The organism is Paenibacillus swuensis (assembly GCF_001644605.1).
Lineage (GTDB): Bacteria > Bacillota > Bacilli > Paenibacillales > DY6 > Paenibacillus_N > Paenibacillus_N swuensis.
Genome location: NZ_CP011388.1, coordinates 4,507,450 through 4,527,066 on the forward strand (window position 1 = coordinate 4,507,450; position 19,617 = coordinate 4,527,066).

At 47.2% G+C, this 19,617-nt stretch carries 11 protein-coding genes and 1 pseudogene; all 12 read right to left on the reverse strand.

The window, feature by feature from the left end; genetic code table 11:
• Positions 1 to 96 precede the first annotated feature (96 nt).
• Positions 97 to 1,170, reverse strand: coding sequence for a Ger(x)C family spore germination protein (locus tag SY83_RS20295; RefSeq protein WP_197479909.1), 1,074 nt, complete (start codon positions 1,168 to 1,170; stop codon positions 97 to 99).
• 13 nt (positions 1,171 to 1,183) lie between these two features.
• Positions 1,184 to 2,635: pseudogene (locus SY83_RS20300) on the reverse strand (spore germination protein).
• 220 nt (positions 2,636 to 2,855) lie between these two features.
• Positions 2,856 to 5,111 (reverse strand): ATP-binding cassette domain-containing protein, encoded by a 2,256-nt coding sequence (locus SY83_RS20305; RefSeq protein ID WP_068609873.1) that lies wholly within the window; start codon positions 5,109 to 5,111, stop codon positions 2,856 to 2,858.
• Positions 5,112 to 5,256: 145 nt separating this feature from the next.
• Positions 5,257 to 5,694, reverse strand: a complete 438-nt coding sequence (locus SY83_RS20310) for a hypothetical protein (protein WP_068609875.1) — start codon at positions 5,692 to 5,694, stop codon at positions 5,257 to 5,259.
• 159 nt (positions 5,695 to 5,853) lie between these two features.
• Positions 5,854 to 8,316, reverse strand: coding sequence for a carbohydrate-binding protein (locus tag SY83_RS20315; RefSeq protein WP_068609877.1), 2,463 nt, complete (start codon positions 8,314 to 8,316; stop codon positions 5,854 to 5,856).
• 92 nt (positions 8,317 to 8,408) lie between these two features.
• Complete coding sequence (locus SY83_RS20320; RefSeq protein WP_068609879.1) at positions 8,409 to 9,764, reverse strand: FAD-dependent oxidoreductase; 1,356 nt, start codon at positions 9,762 to 9,764, stop codon at positions 8,409 to 8,411.
• A gap of 28 nt (positions 9,765 to 9,792) precedes the next feature.
• Entirely contained in the window at positions 9,793 to 10,617 is an 825-nt protein-coding gene (locus tag SY83_RS20325; RefSeq protein WP_068609881.1) for a carbohydrate ABC transporter permease, read from the reverse strand.
• A gap of 26 nt (positions 10,618 to 10,643) precedes the next feature.
• The gene (locus SY83_RS20330) at positions 10,644 to 11,546 is read right to left on the reverse strand and encodes a carbohydrate ABC transporter permease (RefSeq protein ID WP_157279896.1); all 903 of its coding nucleotides are present in this window, start codon (positions 11,544 to 11,546) and stop codon (positions 10,644 to 10,646) included.
• A 171-nt stretch (positions 11,547 to 11,717) separates the two neighbouring features.
• Complete coding sequence (locus tag SY83_RS20335) at positions 11,718 to 13,064, reverse strand: ABC transporter substrate-binding protein (protein ID WP_068609885.1); 1,347 nt, start codon at positions 13,062 to 13,064, stop codon at positions 11,718 to 11,720.
• Positions 13,065 to 13,167: 103 nt separating this feature from the next.
• Positions 13,168 to 14,769: a response regulator gene (locus tag SY83_RS20340; RefSeq protein ID WP_068609887.1), complete on the reverse strand. Its 1,602-nt coding sequence runs from the start codon at positions 14,767 to 14,769 to the stop codon at positions 13,168 to 13,170.
• Positions 14,741 to 16,528, reverse strand: coding sequence for a cache domain-containing sensor histidine kinase (locus tag SY83_RS20345; protein ID WP_068609889.1), 1,788 nt, complete (start codon positions 16,526 to 16,528; stop codon positions 14,741 to 14,743). Before SY83_RS20345 ends, SY83_RS20340 begins: the two co-directional genes overlap by 29 nt.
• A 186-nt stretch (positions 16,529 to 16,714) precedes the next feature.
• Complete coding sequence (locus tag SY83_RS20350; protein WP_068611241.1) at positions 16,715 to 19,357, reverse strand: adenosylcobalamin-dependent ribonucleoside-diphosphate reductase; 2,643 nt, start codon at positions 19,355 to 19,357, stop codon at positions 16,715 to 16,717.
• Positions 19,358 to 19,617: the final 260 nt, after the last annotated feature.

Genomic DNA, 19,617 nt, shown 5'->3' on the forward strand with positions numbered 1-19,617 from the left:
GCAGGAAGAACAACAACACGGGACTAATCTGAAATTTCTCCTTGATTCCATTGATCATTTTAGTAAACACTCCAGATCATCATAGTAGCAAAATTGTTATTGACCATAACCCGTTTCCAGAATGTTGAGGTTTACATGAATTTCTTCAGTAAATGCCGGATGCTCTGTTCCAGCATTTCGAATCTGTTTCGTATGTCGAAGCACATAATCGGAAAGTCCCATTGGATCAACCCGTTTATCCTTACACAGCGCAATAAACTTCTCCAGATCTGTTGTTAGCTGTTTGCGAACTTTGTTCTCCAGTTCTCTAAACTGTTGTGCTTGTTGATCTTCAGATGCCTGCGGCATATCCTCGATATGAGCGGTAATGTCAAGTTGAATAGAAACTAAAGGACTGCGCTTTTGTTTTATGAACTTATAAGATACTTTAGATGAATTGATTTGCAATACGGTTTCGGACTTCCGGTTCTCCTGCAGCTGCAATTGCAATCTATAACTTCCATTACGGGCATTCTGCAGCAGCAGTTTAAGCAATAAAGCCTGGTTCAGACTAATATGTGTTATGTATTTATCCCTGCGGAATAGAGCCAGACCATCCAATTTTGCTTGGTTTTGCTCCATTATTAGATAGGGTGCAAATAAGTCTCTCCCTTTTCCGTAATAATCATATAAAGCGATATGGAAATTATGTTCAGGGAGATTTCCTTCTTTCATATTCTGTCTGAGTAAACTGGATAACAAAAAAGAATTTTGGGAAACCTGGGATGCCTTCAGCAAATCGTATGCTTCCCGGTCAGCAACAGCGAGTTGCATGCGGGTGGAAATTTTCGGGTCATGGCACAAGTTGTTCATCACTGCCTCCACGCCGGTCCGGGCATAGTCTTTCCCGAAAATAAGCATATCCAATTGTCCGTATTCCAGCGCACCCATGGTTTTCGTGTTTAGTGCCGGCATTAGACCAAGTTCCGAACGTGCGTTTGCAACATACATGGTAGCGCTCATCGTTTCCTTTTCCTTATAGTCGCCAACAAGAATGGAAGCTTTGATGTTATCGCCTATTTGGTCATAGCCAATCGTATGGACGAGGTCTATTTTGTTTACAATCCGCTCACTGCCGCAACCTGTCAGTGTAAGCCAAAGTATGACGATCAGAATATACCTTATGATCATGAAGTTTAGCTCCTTATTCATCATCATCCCATTCCTTTTGCCTCTTCCAGGGTTTAGGATTGTAAAACTTCTTATGTTGTGTTCGTAAAAACCCCGGCCTGTCGGTAATTTTTTCATAATCGGATCGTATAAAGCTGTCACTGAAATCGCCCGGCCGGAAAGGAAACAACGGTACCATATAAGGAAAACCCAAGGAGGTCAGACGAGTAACGTGCACGAGCAGGAAACAGACGCCAATGAATATGCCGAGCGAGCCCCAATATGCGGCTAATAAGATAATTGGAAATCTCAAAAACCGGATCGTATTCGACATCTTGTAGATGGGGGTTGTAAAGGATGCAAGCGCTGAGAGACATACTACTATAATCAAAATATTACTTGCCAGCGCAGCTTCCACCGCAGCGGTTCCTACGATAATCCCCCCTACAATGCCAAGCGTTTGACCGATCTTGCTAGGGAGTCTGGCCCCCGCTTCCCGAACAAATTCAATGATTAATTCTAAAAACAACACTTCTAACACCGGATCGAAGGGAACATTTAATCTGGAATAGATCAGGGGCTTTAACATATCCTGCGGAATGACTTCATAATGAAAGGTCATGATAGCCACATACATGGAGCTGGCTATGATGGAAAATATAACGCCAAAGATTCGGATTATCCGAAAGAAAGAACCAATAACCCATGGCAGGTAATAGTCTTCCGGGGAAATAAAGAAATCAAATAATGTGGATGGGCCAATGATAAAATAGGGAGAACCGTCGCTTATCACAGCTACTTGTCCCCGGATTAGGGAATAGGTGACCCTGTCTCTGCGTTCTGTGTTCAGCAACAGAGGAAAAGGTGTGTTAGAGTTATCCGTAATTAACTGGTCCAATTGTGTGGAGTCAAAGATGACCGTAAAATCTAGCGCTTTAATCCTTTGTTCAACCGTAGCTACGATCTGTTCATTGGTCAATCCGTCAATATATAGAATGGCAATTCTTGAATGAGATATTTTTCCTGATGTAACTTCTTTTATGACTAAATTAGGGATATTGACTTGGGTTCGCATTAAATGAAGGTTCGTATCTAAATCCTCTGTAAACCCTATTTTGGGTCCGACCACACTGAACTCATTTTCCGTATCATTGGTTTTTCGAAGTCCTATTAGGCTTTTGACCTTGTAAAGGATACCGCGATCGGCGTGCTCATGAATTCTTAAGAATACGTGGCCGCTTAGGATCAATTTGCGAATGAGATCTGCATCATCAGAAACTTGGTATTCTTGCAAAGGAATAAACGGAATGAAATCTTCAACATTCTTGATCTCTAGGTTCGTATTGCATTCCTGTAAGGGTTTCTAAATCTTGAATTGTAATTGCTTAACATCCACCAGCGTTGAAAGGTAGCAAATATATATTTTTTGATCAGCTAGAGATATCGTTTTGCTTTTGAAATCGTCTGATTTACGAAATATATTCATGATTTCGGTTAAGGACTTTAGCTTTGGATCAGACGCCTTGTTCGATTTATTCGGATTGTGGACCCTCAAAGAAGAATCAACTCCAAAAAGTTCCTTTGATGGAGAAAGTATGTGTTTCAAGATGTGTTTCTATGCAACCATAAGAAGGCTGTCCTCCAAGGTTAGGTTACCTTAGGGGGACAGCCTTTGTTTCTTAGCTATGCTGTTCATTTGTGTTGCATTATATCAGATGTTTTCCAGTGATGGACTGTTCCGCATGGATAATTTCCTGAGGCGTGCCCTCAAACACCACCTGGCCGCCCTTGCTGCCTCCGTCCGGCCCCATGTCGATGATCCAGTCCGCTTGGCTGATCACATCCAGGTTATGCTCGATGACAATGACCGTGTTGCCTGCATCCACAAGACGGTTCATAATGGCCAGAAGATGACCGATATCCGACATATGAAGGCCGGTTGTCGGCTCGTCCAATACATAGATGCTGCCTTTCTTGTGCAGCTCGCTTGCTAACTTGATGCGCTGGCATTCCCCGCCGGAGAGCGTACTTAGCGGCTGACCGAGTGTAATGTAATTCAATCCCACATCACTCATGGCCTGAAGTTTGCGCACAACCTCTTTAAGCTCGAAGAATTCCAATGCGCGCTCTACTGTCATCTCCAGCACTTCTGCAATGGACTTGCCGTTCAACTTGTACGCCAGCACCTCTTCCTTGAACCGTCTGCCTCCGCATACTTCGCATGGCAGTTTCACGCTTTCAAGGAAAGCAAGATCTGTATAAACAACACCCAGCCCTTGACAGTTCTCGCAAGCCCCTTTGGAGTTGAAGCTGAATAAACCTTGATTTACCTTGTTCGCGGATGCAAACGCCTTGCGCACATCATCCATGATACCCGTATAGGTTGCCGGATTCGATCGTGTTGACACGCCTACCGCCGACTGGTCAATAACGATCGCATCCGAATGCTGGCTGAGGAAGATATCGTTAATCAGCGTGCTTTTGCCCGAACCCGCGACACCCGTCACTACTGTCAGTATGCCTGTTGGAATATCCACACTCACGTTCTGCAGGTTGTGCAGCTGCGCATTCTTGATGGACAACTTGCCCGAAGGTTGCCTGCAATCTTGCTTCAGCTGGAGTGGACGTTTCATATGAGAGCCGGTCAACGTACTTGACGCAAGCAAGCCTTGGAAGCTTCCTTCATACATAATCGTGCCCCCGCGGCTTCCGGCGTGCGGTCCGACGTCGACGATATGATCCGCCATCTTGATTACATCGGGATCATGTTCGACGACAATGACGGTATTGCCTTTATCGCGCAGCTTCTGAAGTAACTCATTCAACCGGTGTACATCACGGGGGTGCAGGCCGACACTCGGCTCATCGAAGATGTAAGTGACATCCACCAGACTGCCGCTGAGGTGCTTTACCATCTTGACACGCTGCGACTCGCCGCCTGATAATGTATCCGTCTCGCGGTCGAGCGTCAAATAGTCAAGTCCGATATCCACCAGATGCTGCAATCGCTCTGTCAGCGACTTGACGACCGGGGCTGCGACTGGATCGTTAATCTCCCGGATGACGCGTATAAGTTGTCCCACTTCCATAGAAGAAACTTCCGCGATATTAAGACCGTTAATCCTGCAGCTCAGCGCGGCTTGACTGAGTCTGGCCCCGCGGCAGCTGGAACAGGGACCTTCGGAAATGTATTGCGCAACCGCTTTTTGTGTGCGCTCGGACATCGTCTTTACATCCCGCTTAATATATTTGTTAGTGAATTTCTCGATGATGCCTTCCACGGTCACATTCATGCTCTTCCCGGCGAACTGCATCTCTACTTTTCTCGCCTTGGCATACAGCAGTTGTTCCAGTTCCTCCTCTGTATAATCGCTCAGCTTCTTATCCGGATCGTAGAACCCCGATTCCATGATCATCGACCAATCCCAGCTGTTCACCTTATAGTCCGCCAGCAAGACGGCTCCTTCTCTCAGCGACCTTGACTTATCTAGCACCTTGCTCATATCAACACCTAGTCTGCGGCCGATTCCGTTGCATTCGGGACACATCCCTTGCGGATCGTTAAACGAGAACATGGAGGCTTGTCCGATATAGGGCTGACCTACTCGCGAGAACAATAGACGAACAATGGGTGAGATATCGGTAATGGTGCCCATCGTGGAATGGGAACCGCCGCCAAGCCGCTTCTGATCGACAATAACAGCCATGCTAAGGTTCTCGATGGCATCGGTATCAGGTTGTGGATACTTAGGCAGGAAATTACGCACAAACAAGCTGAAATTTTCATTCAGCAGTCGTGTCGATTCTGCCGCGATCGTATCAAAGACGATCGATGATTTACCCGATCCCGATACCCCCGTGAAGATTGTGATTTTCCGCTTGGGAATACGCAAGGATACGTTCTTCAGATTGTTTTCCCTCGCACCCGAGATCACGATATATTCCTGATTTAATTCACTCATGCTTACCATCCTTCCAATCGTGTTCATTTTATATTGACATTGTATCATTCATCGTGCACAAGAAAAGTATTAGACTTGTAAAGTTGCGCAGGTGTCTAAAACGCTTCAGTTTGCGCATCGGAAGTTAAGAACACTCGCACCAGTATTACTCCATAAGAATTGAATATACAATTGTAACCGCAAGACTTATCAACGTTGATGTTCCATAATACTTTAATACTCGCATTCTGGATTTCATATAAACGTCTGAGAGCACAACGTACGGATGGATCAAACCAAAGCATACTATAACGAACAAGATCATTGTGCCGATGATCATCATCGAATGAATGGAATCCGTCACATTCTCAGCAAGGCTCACGCTTAAAGTCATGGCAAGGCCCAGTCCAATAAGGACAACAATCATAACATATTGGAGAAACTTTACCCATCTTCGTTCCCATTTGTCGGTCTTTCTTTTGACATAGTAGCCCAAAATTACGTCATTCTCGAGAAAACTAAAGAATCTAGCTTTCTTCTTTTTCTCCTGCTTTGAAATGGAATTCATGATTCGCTTAAATTTTCTTTGCGTTTTATTCGACATATCATTCATCCTTATACTTTGTTGGCATCGTACAAGAATTCGACGAATTTCCTGTTTGCCCTTCTCCTCGCTCGATTCATAATTTTTCAAAAGAAAAAGACCTTGCGATAATTGAATATCGCAAGGCCAAACCCGCCGTTCCGCATACCTAGATTCGAATTATTTCGTAAGCGTAATAGAATCAAGCACTAAATCATACGCCAGACTTTCACTATGTTTACCGGTGATCATAAACTTGAATGTTTTATTGCCTGCTGTAGTAAATGTTTTCGTCCCCAAGTCAAGCTCAGTATACACCCCGCCTGTCGCGACAGGATCATAAGTATCCTGCGGTACTCCTTGGTTCTGCCCATCGATGGAAAGTTGAAAAATCCCCCGCTGGTTCAGCTTTTTGACCTTCACCTTCACGTTATAGGTTCCGGTAAAAGGAAGGTCGATACTGTTATAAGAGATGTAATCCCCTATTCCGTTGGCAACCAGCTTGTCTCCGCCTCCATCGCTCATTGCTTGATCCGTAAGCGTGATTCGTGCATCTCCGGACGAAATCGTCGCTTCCTCGGTTTCCAATTCCCTCACCATTACGAAGGGAGCGACCGGATTCAGCAGTACATAATCCACGGCCAATTCGTATCCGGTGCTGTCTGCGTGCTTCCCTGTTGCCGTAAACTTAAACATGTGGTTACCTGCAGTGTTAAAGTTTACATTTCCCAAATTCAGTTCCTCGTAAACCCCTCCGTTTGAAACCGGATCATAGCCGTCCATCGGTAATCCCTGGTTAGTTCCATCGACAGATAGCTGATATATACCTCTCGTATTTAGTTTTTTTACTTTAACACGCACATTAAAGGTTCCCGCTTCCGGCACATTGACGCTGTAAGAGACGAAATCTCCTACACCATTCGCGTTCAATTTATCCCCCGCGCCTCCGCTTAAATTCACATCTGTAAAAGCTGCGCGGGTATCTCCGGTTGAAGTCGAGGCTGTCAGAGACTCCGTTTCATAGAGCTTGCCTGAGACGGGACTGCCAGGACCCGCGTAGACTAAACCCGTCAGATTGCCCGAAACATATATCGGATGTTTGGTCAGAAGCAGCGTATGATTTCCGGGTGCATAGGTTTGACTGTTCCCCATCATATCCGTAATCGTGATGGCGCTAGCCGTATTCAAGGTTACATTCGCATCCGTAGTCGCCCACATAGCCCGTGTCGTTCCCCCGGAGCTGTTACTGAAAACGTAGCTGTGCACCGCCGAGCTTCCCGCTCCCAATTTATCTCTGCTCACAAAATTCGCTCCCGTCAGCTGCCGGGTCATTGCGGCATACGCAGCATAGCCCGGCTTCGGCACATATTTACCCATAGCATCGTTCGGATGACGGATGAGTCCAAAGTTTCTTTCAAAATCCGTCGGAATGGTCCCTTTGTTAAGGAAGTTATACCAATTATATTTGGCAACCTTCTGCGTGGACATAGCGATAACGTAACTCCGAACCAGATAATCGGCTTGAGTCAGCTCACTCACGCCTCCGCTATTAGAAGACCAACCATCTTCTGTCATATAGATCGGTTTCGATACTTGGCCATTGTACTGCTTCACTAAATTGTCCAAGTTAGAAATAAACTGGGCCAAATACAACTCCGGATGGTTGGCATGATCATATGGATGCATACTGACTGCATCCATATAAGCCAAACCGCCCTTCTGAAATACCGCCTCATGGAACGGCAGCCCTACACCCGCGGTTGCACCGCCAATAACCTTCACCGACGGATTCACCGATTTCGCTGCAGCATAGGTTGATTTAAGCAGCTGGTAATAGTATTCAGGCTTATCGGCTGCAGCCGGACCTGTGAAGAAAGCAGAGATGTTCGGCTCGTTGTAGACCTCAACCTCATTGATTTGAGAACCGAATCTCTGCATCAGCTGTTTCGTATAATTGGCAAAGCCCGTTCTTCCCGCATCCGTATAAGGTGTCACACCCGTTCCATTGCCGTCGTTGTCATAAAGCGAATGATCTAAAGCTAAGGTCATGAGAGGTTTAATCCCTTTGTTGCTTAAAGCCGTCATATAGTCGGTTAGGAAAGGTTGGAACGCATATGTCCCTTTAGTCGTCTCAATATATTCCCATCTTTGAGTATCGCGCACCGTTTTTACTCCCATAAGCTGAAGTAACGGTGCTATCTCCGGATGCTGTCTGGTCGAGTTGCCGAAATGAGTTTGTACACTGAAGAAAGAATCACTGATTCCGCTTGTGTCGAAAGGCGCCAATATGGCAAAGGTCGTAGACTTGGAAGCTACAACCGACGCTCCGCTCTTGGCATTCAAATCCAGCTTAAAATAGCCTTTAGCCGATAAGCTAAGCGTTAATGTCGTACTCCCGTTCACCGGCTTATTTCCTGAAGCCATCACTTTGCCTAAATAATCAGTAACCGAATAATCCACAGAGCTTTGATCCGTCGTAATTCCAAAGCTAACGGTCTCTCCTGTCTGATAAATATTTCCCAGCTTGTGCTGCGTAATGCTTAGCGTTGCCGCCATTGCGGGCGAGGGAATCGCCATAGATGTAATCAAGCCGGCAAACATACAAATCAACACTACCCACATTCCAGGTTTAAAAAAAGACATTATTTATCACGCTCCTACTATAATTTGGATTCACTTACAATTTATATGAACTGGAAAAGAGGTGCAGCCAGCGCCTCTTTCCCAGTAAAGCGTTATTCCAGAATCGCCCCATTTCGAACCAACTCCTCCTGCAGTAAACCTATGCTTAACTCGCCCGGAACCATATGGTTCTGATATGCCAGCGCTGCCGCGGTGCCCGCCGCCTCTCCGAGTGCCATTGAAATGGACATGACTCGCAGCGAGCTGAACGCCTCGTGTGTAGCCGAGATACAGCGGCCTGTTACGATCAGGTTGCTGACCTGCTCTTGAATCAGGCAACGGAAGGGGATATCGTATGAGGTGCCCTTTTTCAATTTCACGTAGTGTGTGCCTTGACCCAACGGATCGTGAATATCGACCATATAATGCGCCTTGGCTACGACATCGCTGAACTTTCGCGTGGTGATGATATCGTGCTCGGACAACGTATACTGACCCTTTACCCTGCGGCTTTCGCGAATACCGACTTGGGGAGCAACACGCTGCAGATAACACGTTTCAAAGCCCGGCATGAATTGTCGGAAGAAGGTTACCGCTTCTTCAACTTGAAAGCGGCCTTCAATCTCTGCGCGAGTCAAGTCCTCCGCTTTCGTGCCGTCCACGTTCTGGATCCGTGTAAAGTTAGCGTAAACGACATCCGGCCGCCCCGGCAGGCTCCAGGCAATGGCAATGTTCGTACGCGGAATATGAAATAAATAGCCGGCCTCCTTCGCTTTCGCCACCCGCTCAGTCTGACCTTCAAAAATCATGTGCGTTTCTCCCGAGATATGTCCGCTGAACGGCCCATCCTCGATAGGCGGCACTTCCCGTACCAGCTTGTCCCCATCCACGCCCCCCACCGCAAACATCAAGGAAACCGGCTGCATTAAGCCGTCCTTCGGTCTGCCGATTTCAAAGTCGACTCCGGCCCGGGCCGCCACGTCTGCATCACCGGTCGCATCGATGTACGTATGCGCTCTAATCGCCTGTCGGCCCGACTTGCTCTCGACAAGAATGGCCTCTATTCGGTCTCCTTGCATCACAACATCCGTGACGAGCGTATGCAGCAACAGCTGAACGCCCGCATCCACCAGTGTTCTTAAGTAGTAGAATGCCAACGCATCCGGATCGAAAGGCTCATAATTGTCCGTTTTCAGGAGTGCGCCCTGCTTATACATAGTCTCGCGTAACGTGCTGTAAATACCGCCAATAACCAGCCTTTCTCCATCATGAAAGCCGCTGGAGAAACCTGCGACCAAGCTGTTCGTGCCGACACCGCCCAAGAATCCATACCGCTCGATTAATAACGTCCTTACGCCGCTTCGCGCCGCGGCCAGCGCGGCTGCGTAGCCTGCAGGACCGCCGCCCGCAACGACAACGTCGACATCCTGAATAACCTCCACCTGCTGCTCGGGAATCCAAATTTGCATCCTGCTTCTCTCCTTTATAACTTCTTTACTATCCCTTCAAGCCTGAGCTAGCCACACCTTCCACAAACCATTTTTGCAATGAAGCTACCAATACAATGAGCGGCACTAGCGAAGAAACGGAGGCTGCCATCATCAGCGGGTAATTCGTTCCGTTCTCATCCACAAAATTGGTTAATCCCAGCGGAAGTGTGTACAAATTTTCGTCACGCAAAAAAATAAGCGGATTCTCGTATTCGTTCCAATGCCAGGTAAACGATAAAATTAGCAGGGAAACAAGCGCGGGCTTCGTAAGCGGCAGACAAATTTGCCAATAGGTCCGCCAATAGCCTGCGCCGTCTACGCGCCCTGCCTCCAGCAGCTCATTCGGAATCGTGGTAAAAAACTGCCGCATCAGAAACGTGCCAAACACGGTAAATATGCCGGGAAGAATAATGGCCCAATGGCTGTTAATCAATCCCATATGGTCAAATACAATAAATCTTGGCACTAACAACACCTGAGAAGGAATAATCATCGTCCCCAGATAGAGCAGGAACAGCGCATCTCTTCCTTTAAAATTCAATTTAGCGAAAGCAAATCCAGCAAGGGAGCTCGTTAACAACGAGCCTATAACCGTGAACAATGTGATCTTAATATTGTTCCAATAATATAAAGTGAAGTTGTAATCCCCTCCCCATACCCCTTTGTAGTTGTCTATATTCCACGTTGCTGGAATCCAGTCAATCGGATATGTAAATAGATCTGCCGAGATTTTGAACGAAGCCGAAATCATCCACAGAAACGGAAACATGAGGATCAGCGCTAAAACCGCCATCAGCAGCGTGACCATAAGCTTTTTTAAATTCAATGTCATAGGCTTGAACTCCCTTAATCTTATAGTTAAAAATGCTGCTGCCATTTTTTCTGACTCCGCCACTGCACCAGCGTAACCGCGAAAATAATCAAGAATAAAAACCAGGACATCGCAGCCGCGTAACCCATCTTATAATGTTGAAACGCTTGAAGATAAATATGATAAGAGAGTACCATTGTCGAATTGAGCGGTCCCCCTTTGGTCATCACATTGACTACCGCGAATACCTGAAAGGTTGAAATGATCAGCGTAATCGCAATTAGAAAGCTGGTCGGCTTCAGCATCGGAATCGTAACTTTGATGAATTGATGGATAGCGCCTGCTCCGTCGATTTCTGAGGCTTCATACAAATCTTTGGAAATCCCCTGGAGACCTGCCATATACAGCACCATCGTATAGCCGATGTACGTCCACACCACCATGATGATGATGGAAAACAACGCCCATTTAGGGTCAGCCAGCCATCCTGGGGGATTCTGAATACCCATTGACCGCAAGAAGCTGTTGAGCGGGCCCGACGATGAATTATAGATCACACTCCATACGATGGATATGGCCACGAGCGAGCTCACATACGGCAGGAAAAAAAGCGTTCGCCAGACGTTCCGCCAATAAACATGCTTGTTCAGAATAACCGCCACCACAAGACCCAAGGCCATCGAGGCGGGTACGGTCACAGCGGTAAAGATGACATTGTTTTTCAGCGAAGTAAGCAAATAGTCGTCCTTGAACATGAGAATGATATTGTCGAATCCGGTAAAGCTCAGTCCATCCAACCCTTTCAAATAATCCCAATCCATGAATATGAGAATAAAGCTAAACACCAGCGGCACGATGATAAAAAACAGCACGCCCAATAAATTAGGTAAAATAAATAAGTAACCGGCTATGTGTTCTCTCAGCCTCTGATTATTCCATTGCCGTACCAAGCCTTTCACCTCTTCCTTGTTGATTAGTCTAAATGTAGCTTTATGCGTTGTTAAAATGAATGGATTTTTATTAGTGCTTTTCGTTGTATTCCATGCAAAAAAAACCCGCTCTTCGTATAAGAGCGGGCGGCAACCTGTATTTAACTGCTTGCGGATAAGAAGGATTAGCGTTTATTTCTTAACAGACTCTATCGCATCGTCCGCTCTTGTCTTCAGTGCGGACATGGTCTTGTCGAGATCCTGAACGTTCATGAAATACTTCTCTGATTCTTCATTCAATATCGTCGTCAACGCCGGGAATGCGGTCGAAATGGTTTGAGCCGGATACACATAATCGGCCTTCAGCACCTTTTTCAAGGAGTCTATATCCATCTGTGCTGCGGCATCGCCTACAACTTGTTCGACAACCTTATCCATATCCGCTTTTTTGTTGCTTGGGATGCGGCCGCCCGGAATCATAAGATTATTGCCCTCGGTAAGATACCAAGTCATAAATTTCATAGCTTTTTCTTTATGTTTGCTGTTTTTGTTAATCGACATGAAATCGTTGAAGCCTGCTACATTCACATTCGTGCCTTTTTGATATTGCGGTGTTGGCGCGAAGACCACTTGAAAATCACGCGGAAAGCCTGTCAAATCTTTCACATAACGGATTAAATGCGTACCTCCGAATACCATCGCGGCTTTACCGGTGAACAATTCACTTTGCGGAGCAAGCTTATTTGTAATGGTCTCCGCCCATTTCACCATAGCGCCTTTGTCATACAATTCTTTTTGAAGCTCAAGACCTTTTCTTAGCGCGGCGCTGTCAAAGTTGGAGGTTCCATCCTCCTTATAGGAGAAATCTTTTGGCTTGGAGGTAATTAAAGTAAACCGCTGGATCGTTTCCCCCGGGTTTTGGATAAAGCTTCCGGCCATGCCGCTTTTCGTTAATTTTAATGCTAAGGCGGTATACTCATCCCATGTCCAGCTATCCGGTACCTTCTCCCCGGCCGCATCCAACACTGTTTTATTCATTAATATCGCCGAGATTTGCTTCATAGCTGGCAAATAGTGTGTTTTACCATCCGTCTTAACAATGTTAGCGTTGCCGATTACTTCATCAACCTTCAAGCCGCTTTTGTCAATTAAATCATCCAGTTCAATCGTCATACCGGCATGAATACGGCGGTTCAAATACGTTTCCCCATAGCTGAAGAACAGGTCCGGCGGATCGGATTGACTCACCAAAGCGGTATCCAATTTCGTATTGCCCGAATCATCGTTCACATATCGCACATATTCCACTTGAATATCCGGATTCGCATTATTCCATGCCGTAACGACGTCCTTCGGACCGCTTTCTTCAGGAACACCGCCCCATATCTTTAATGCCACCTGCTTCTTTTCGACTGCTGACGCACCATCCCCGCCATTGGTTTCCGTAGCTGCAGGACTTCCTGTGTTCGCACCGCATGCTGTAAGAAATAATGTCGTTACCAACAGTATTGAAGCTAGCTTTTGTCCTCTTTGGTTCATGTTGTAACCCCTCCATTTTGGATTGTCTTAAAGACTGAGTACAGCATAGCAACCAGAAGAGTTCTTTATGAATAGATTAATATGTTAGGAATCCGTCTTATTTTTAGTTGTTCAAATACTTCTTTCTGAACTCCAATGGGTAAATCCCTTCTACCTTCTTAAACAATTTGGCAAAATAGTTCGGGTCCGTATAGCCTATCGCATCGGAAACCTCATAGATTTTCACAGAAGGATCCTTAAGCATTTCGCGGGCTTTGCGCATTTTGTGGCGAATAATACAGTCAATAATCGTTTCACCTGTTTCCTTCTTAAAGAGAACGCTCAAATACGCATCTGTAAAGTTTACCGCTCTTGCCAGGTCGGACACCTTGAGCCCTGTCGCATATTGCTCCAGTATCATTTTCACAACCGTTTGAATTTCAGGACGCCACTGCTTATTGGAACACTCCTTGACATAGCTGAGATAGAGCGGTATCCAGCCCCTTAACCATTCATAAATATCCTCCATCGTATCCGCAGCCCGAATGGCATGGAAGGGATTCTTGTCCTCATAGGGCAGTACCGAGTAAATATCTCCGCCGATTTCCTGCAGGTTTTGCGAGAAGTGATAGATCAGCTCGATCCACGCCTCCTTCACCGTTTCCGGGTGCCATCTGCGCTCTTGGACGACAAAGCGGTACAAGTCTTCTAGTCCGACGAGCATTGCTGCCTCGTCACGCTGTTCAATGCGGCGCGTCCACTGCTCCCCTTGCATCTTGAGGAAAGAAAGAGAGGCATCGTTTGGATGTTCCAGCATAGGCTCAAACTGCACGATGTGACCCATCCCCATGTAGAACTGCTGCTGCAAAGCGGTTTCCGCCTCTTCGTATGCGTTATGTATCCCGTATATGTCGGCACATAGACATGAAATTCCAAAGCTGACCGTCAGCTTTAAATAACGCGCCACACAATCCCGCATCTCCTCCAGCATGGGAATGGAACATTGCTGCGTAAGCAAGGCGTATGTACCGGGTTCTAGTTCGATGTATTCGCCCTGCATATGTCCTTTCAGCACCTCTTGGAGCACGTTGGACACCGAATAGCCCAGCAGCTTTTCACTCTTATATTTATTCTCGCCCAGAACCTTTTGGTAATGTCCGATTTTTATGCTTGTCAAGTAAAATGGGCCTTCAATCGAGGTATATCCATTCTCTCTGAACGTCTCTTCAATCTCTTTGCGTGAGCACATCTTCGTGATAATATCGCAAAACCGCCTCTCACTGAACTGCTCCTGCAGTCTGCTTATGCGAGAGTTCAGATGACGGTTAAGAATCTCCTCCGACCGTTCCTTCTCAATCACCGCTTTCAAGGTCAGCAACTTCTCCTGCAGCTCCTCCGGCTCCATCGTCAGCTTCAATACATAATCCAATGAGCCTAGCTGCAGTGCCCTGCGCACATATTGAAAATCATGGAGATTCGAAAGAATGATGCTCTTCATATGGGGATACTTCATTTTGACCTGCTCAAGCAGAGTTAGGCCATCCATCACAGGCATAGAAATATCCGTCAAAATAATATCACAGGTAGATTGCTCCAAAATCTGCAAAGCCTCTATTCCGTTTGCCGCCTCACCAATCAGATGAAAACCATGTTCATCCCACGGCACGAAGGTTTTCAGCCCTACCCGAACCAGAAATTCATCTTCTACGATTAATATGCGGATCATTCTGCTTGTCCCCTTCCAGCCATGGCATGGACAGCTTCACACTAGCCCCGCCCGTTAGACTTTGCAATTGTTCCAGACCATAGCCCTCACCGAAGTGCATATGAATTCGTTCATGAATGTTGCGCAAACCGATTCCACTGAATTTCGCTTGAATAAGCGGATTCGGGGGCACTTCCATCTGTTCCGCTCGTTCAGCAAATCCCACTCCATTGTCATTCACATAAATATGCAGGTCGCCATCAAGCATTTCGGCGCGAATTACGACCTCGATTTGAGAACGATTCCCATGAATAAGGCTATTCTCAACCAAAGGTTGCAGGGACAGCTTTAAAATATGTGCCTTCAACAGAGATTCTGGCACCTCAATGACCAGGCTTAAATGGTTGTTGAACCGAATATTTTGCAGTTTGATGTACTGTTCCAGAAAATCCAATTCTTCTCGAAGGGCGATCATTTCACGGTCATGGCTCATGACGAAGGTCAGCATCTTGCCCAGTGAAGTAATCATCCGGCTAACGTGCTCCGCGCCGGACATGCGGGCCGACCACTTGATGGAATTGAGCGTATTGAATAAAAAGTGCGGCGAGATTTGCGATTGCAGCGCATGAAAGCGGGCTTCCTCCTTACGCTGCTGTTCCTCGGATAAGTTGACGATTAACTTTCTCAGCTTATGAACCATGCTGTTAAAATTGTGACTTAGCAAAGCAATTTCATCGCTGCCTTTAATCTCAATTTTTTCATTGAAATTGCCGTCGCCCACCTTGACCATGGAGCTAAGCAAGCGCTTAATCGGCTGAATAAACCGAAACATAAAAACCACAAACAGAGCGCAGGAGCCCAGAAAGAATAGCGACAGCCAAATAAACGACTGATTTCGCAAGTATCTCAGTCCTTGTGTATATTCGAGCTGCGGCATCACTTGAACGAAGTTCCAACCGAGCTGTTGAATCGTTTGGTGATTAATCAAATAGTTATCTTGTGTAAGCACCTTGTTAGGCCTCTGATCGTCCTTGTCACTGCCTAATTCAAGCTGATCGAGCCTTAGCTGCTGAGCAAGGAGTGGATCACCGAACAGCACCTTTGATCCTTTTAAAAGAAAAATGTCCTTGGCATCCGGCAAAAAATGCTGAAGCGGAATCCCGATCATCATAACCCCCAAGGGTTGAACCGAATCCCCCTTCAATTGACGGGACATTACGAGCAATTGTTCTTGATTTGCCAGGATAGCCGCATTAATCCCGTGGGCATCCTGCAGCTGCCATTGGGGCGTTCCCTTCCCAGCAAGAGCTGCTGCGTACCACCCCTGACTGCTATAGTCATCTAGCAGCTGATCGGGATTTCCCACATTTAAACTGGTAAATACATGCCCTCTGGAATCTACTACCGTGATATAGGAGCGGCTTTGCAATATAAAATCAAGAATGTTATTCAGCTTGGCGTTAAAGCCTATGTATTGCTGAAAGGCACTGTGATCCTCCAGCCATGCATTTTCCTTAAGCTTCAAAAACTGTTGAACTTCCGGATCATTCACAATCAAGTTGGAGGCTTTAAACATCCGTTCAGCGGTTTCGTTCATGCTATCGCCTATTCGGGTAATCACCTGATCATTCGATTGATTGACGGTTTGAACGAAAAGCTGCTGGGAGGAGGAATAATAGGAATAGAACAGAATGAAAATAGGAGCAATTACGAGGGCTATAAAAGCGAAAAGGAGTTTGTTGCGAATACTGTTCAACGGGTACTTGAGCGGATGCAACATATCGGATTCCCCTTTAAATCAGTAACCCTGCCCATCTACCGACAAAGTTTTCATCTCATTCTACTATAAAAGAGGAGCATTGAGAACGAATTATTTTGTGCGGAATCCGGCTATTTCTTAGCTTATAATTTGGTCCTGGAAAATGTGGTGAAAGAAGAAAAAAAGGACCCGTCAGGGTCCTTTTCTTTAACTACACTTACTGTAACCACAGTTCGTGCACGTCTTGCAACCTTCCGAATTCACCAGCGCCGCCGTACCGCACGCCGTACACAGATCCAGCGACGGTACCGAGCTCGGTCTCGCCATTTTCGCCGCAGCAGGTGCAGGCGTTGCCGTCGGCGCGTCCAGCACTTCGCTGGCCGCAGATACCAATTCATCCGGGTCGCTGCCCTGGATGTGAATCTCGAGCGCTTTCGCTACCGCGTCGGCGATCGATTCCACACGGTTCGGGCCGAAGCCGATCGCCCCGGAACCGCCGATACCCTTGAGGTGCTTGATAAGTAACAGCACCTTGTTGCCGTGGTCGCCGTACCGCAGGAACAGCGAGCACACGCGGCCCAGCGCTTCCGCCATCGCGAACACGTCGGAGCCGGCTTTGCCGACGTTCAGGAAGATCTCGCCCGGCGTGCCGTTCAGGTCGTTGATCGTGATATACGCCATACCGAACGGCGTATTCACTTTATACGTAGCGCCCTTCAGAATCTGAGGACGGCTCTTATATTCTTTGTCGAACAATCCCTTAGCCGCAGGGGTTGCCTTCACCGGCAACGAACTTTCCAGTGTTTTCAACGTACCCGCATCGGTACCGGAAGCAACGGAAGCCAATGCCGCGGCCACGCTGTCGTCTTTCTTCTCAGCCAACGGCGCATCCTTCGCAGCTTCATCGGCGGAGGATTTCTTGCTCTCCGTGCTCAATACCTGCACATCACGGGAGCCGTCGCGATAGATTGTTACGCCCTTGCAACCAAGCTCAAACGCCAGCTCATACAACTTGCCGGTATCTTCAACCGTAAAGTCGGCAGGACAGTTGGCTGTCTTGGAGATGGAGCTGTCCACCCAGCGTTGAATCGCAGCCTGCACACGGATATGGTTCTCCGCGGACAGATCCATGGAAGTTACGAACCATTCCGGCAATTCCTGACCCGGGTTCGCGTCTTTCCACTCTTGCGCGATCGGAACATACTGCTTGTCGAAGCCAAGACGGCTTTGACGGAAGTATTCGAACGCGAAGTACGGCTCAATACCTGTGGATGTGCCTACCATCGTACCTGTGGAGCCTGTCGGCGCCTGGGTAATAACGGTAACGTTACGCATTCCATTCTCTTGGATCGCCGCGCCGACTTCAGGGAATTCCCCGACGATGTTGCGCATAAATCCGCTTTGCAGGAATTTGTCTTCGACATAATGCTTAAACGAGCCTTTCTCGCCCGCGATTTCCGCGGAAGACAAGTAAGCTTCTTTAGCCATAAATCCGTACAACTTATCCAGGAATTCAAGCGATTCCGGGCTGCCGTAACGAACCTGGAGCTTAATCATCAATTCCGCGAGTCCCATCGTGCCGAGACCGACACGGCGCTCGCCTTGTTGATTCTCTTTGTTCTCCTCGAAATGGTAAGGCGTCGCATCAATGACATTATCCAGGAAACGAACGGAATAACGCACCGTCTTGCCTAATTCATCCCATGCCACGTCATGCTTCTCGGCATCATAGAATCGGGACAGGTTCACCGCGGATAAGTTACATACGCCCCATGCCGGCAAACCTTGCTCCCCGCAAGGATTCGTACAGATAATCGGGTTAAAGTACCAGGAGTTCGACATTTCATTGTAATACTCCATGAACACGATGCCCGGCTCCGCGGACTTCCAAGCGGATTCAATAATCGTTTGCCATACGTCGCGAGCGCGTACTGTCTTAACATGGTTTACGGACTTGCCCATCTCTTTCCACTTATCCAGGTTGCCGTCCCACATCTCGTCATATTCCGGATCTTTCGTATCCGGGAATACCAAATCCCAATCCAGGTCTTCCTTAACGGCCTTCATAAATCCGTTGGAAACACATACGGACAAGTTCGCGTTCGTCACTTGACCCATCGTCTGCTTCACGGTGATGAAATCCAACAGATCCGGATGCCAGTCGTTGATCATCAGCATCAGCGCGCCGCGCCGGCTTCCGCCTTGTTCGATCAAACCCGTGGTATAGCTGAACAGACCGCCCCAGGATACGGAGCCGCTGGACGAACCGTTAACACCTTTAACGACAGCCCGGCGAGGACGAAGGGAAGACAGGTTGATCCCTACGCCGCCTCCGCGGGCCATAATTTCCGTCATCTCGGACAGAGTCTTCATAATACCGCCGCGGGAATCCTTAGGGGAAGGAATGACGTAACAGTTAAACAGCGTAAGCTCTTCGCTGGCGCCCGCGCCGGCGGCAATACGTCCGCCCGGCACCAGCTTCCAGTCATCCAGAATATATCTGAAGTTTTCTGTCCACTCTTGCTGTTTCTCCGGTGTTTTCTCTACGGAAGCAATGGCGCCTGCCAGACGGCTCCATAGCTCTTCCGGTGTTTTCTCTATAGTAAGGGTAAGTTTTTCAATGTTAGATTCGACGATTTCACCGCCGCGGGTTTGCACGGTTACGTTGTTTCCGTTCCTGGCGATGACTTCGCCGACTTCTTTAGCCGGAAATTTAGGATCATCCTTTGTTAAAACCAGAACGACATCTCCGACTTTCGTCTCGCTGGTGTCCGCATTCTTCCAAGCGTAACGATCCAAGAAAATCTTCTCACTTAATCCTTCTAAACGCTTCTTCTGCACCGTCTCCAACAACAACTACCTCCCACGAAATATATATATCAGCGCTTTACCCACACACATGTTTAAAATACGAATTAGGGCTCTAAGATGGGCAATTCAAGCGGCGAAACGCCTGTTTCGGCCTATATCATTGTATGTATTCAGTACAATATATTGTGTGCGAATACCATTATACTATACTACATATTGTGCATCTAATGACTCAGAGACGATTATTCGAGAATTTCGGGAGTACTGCCCCCGTTTGCTTTCGTTTTCTCTATGAATCT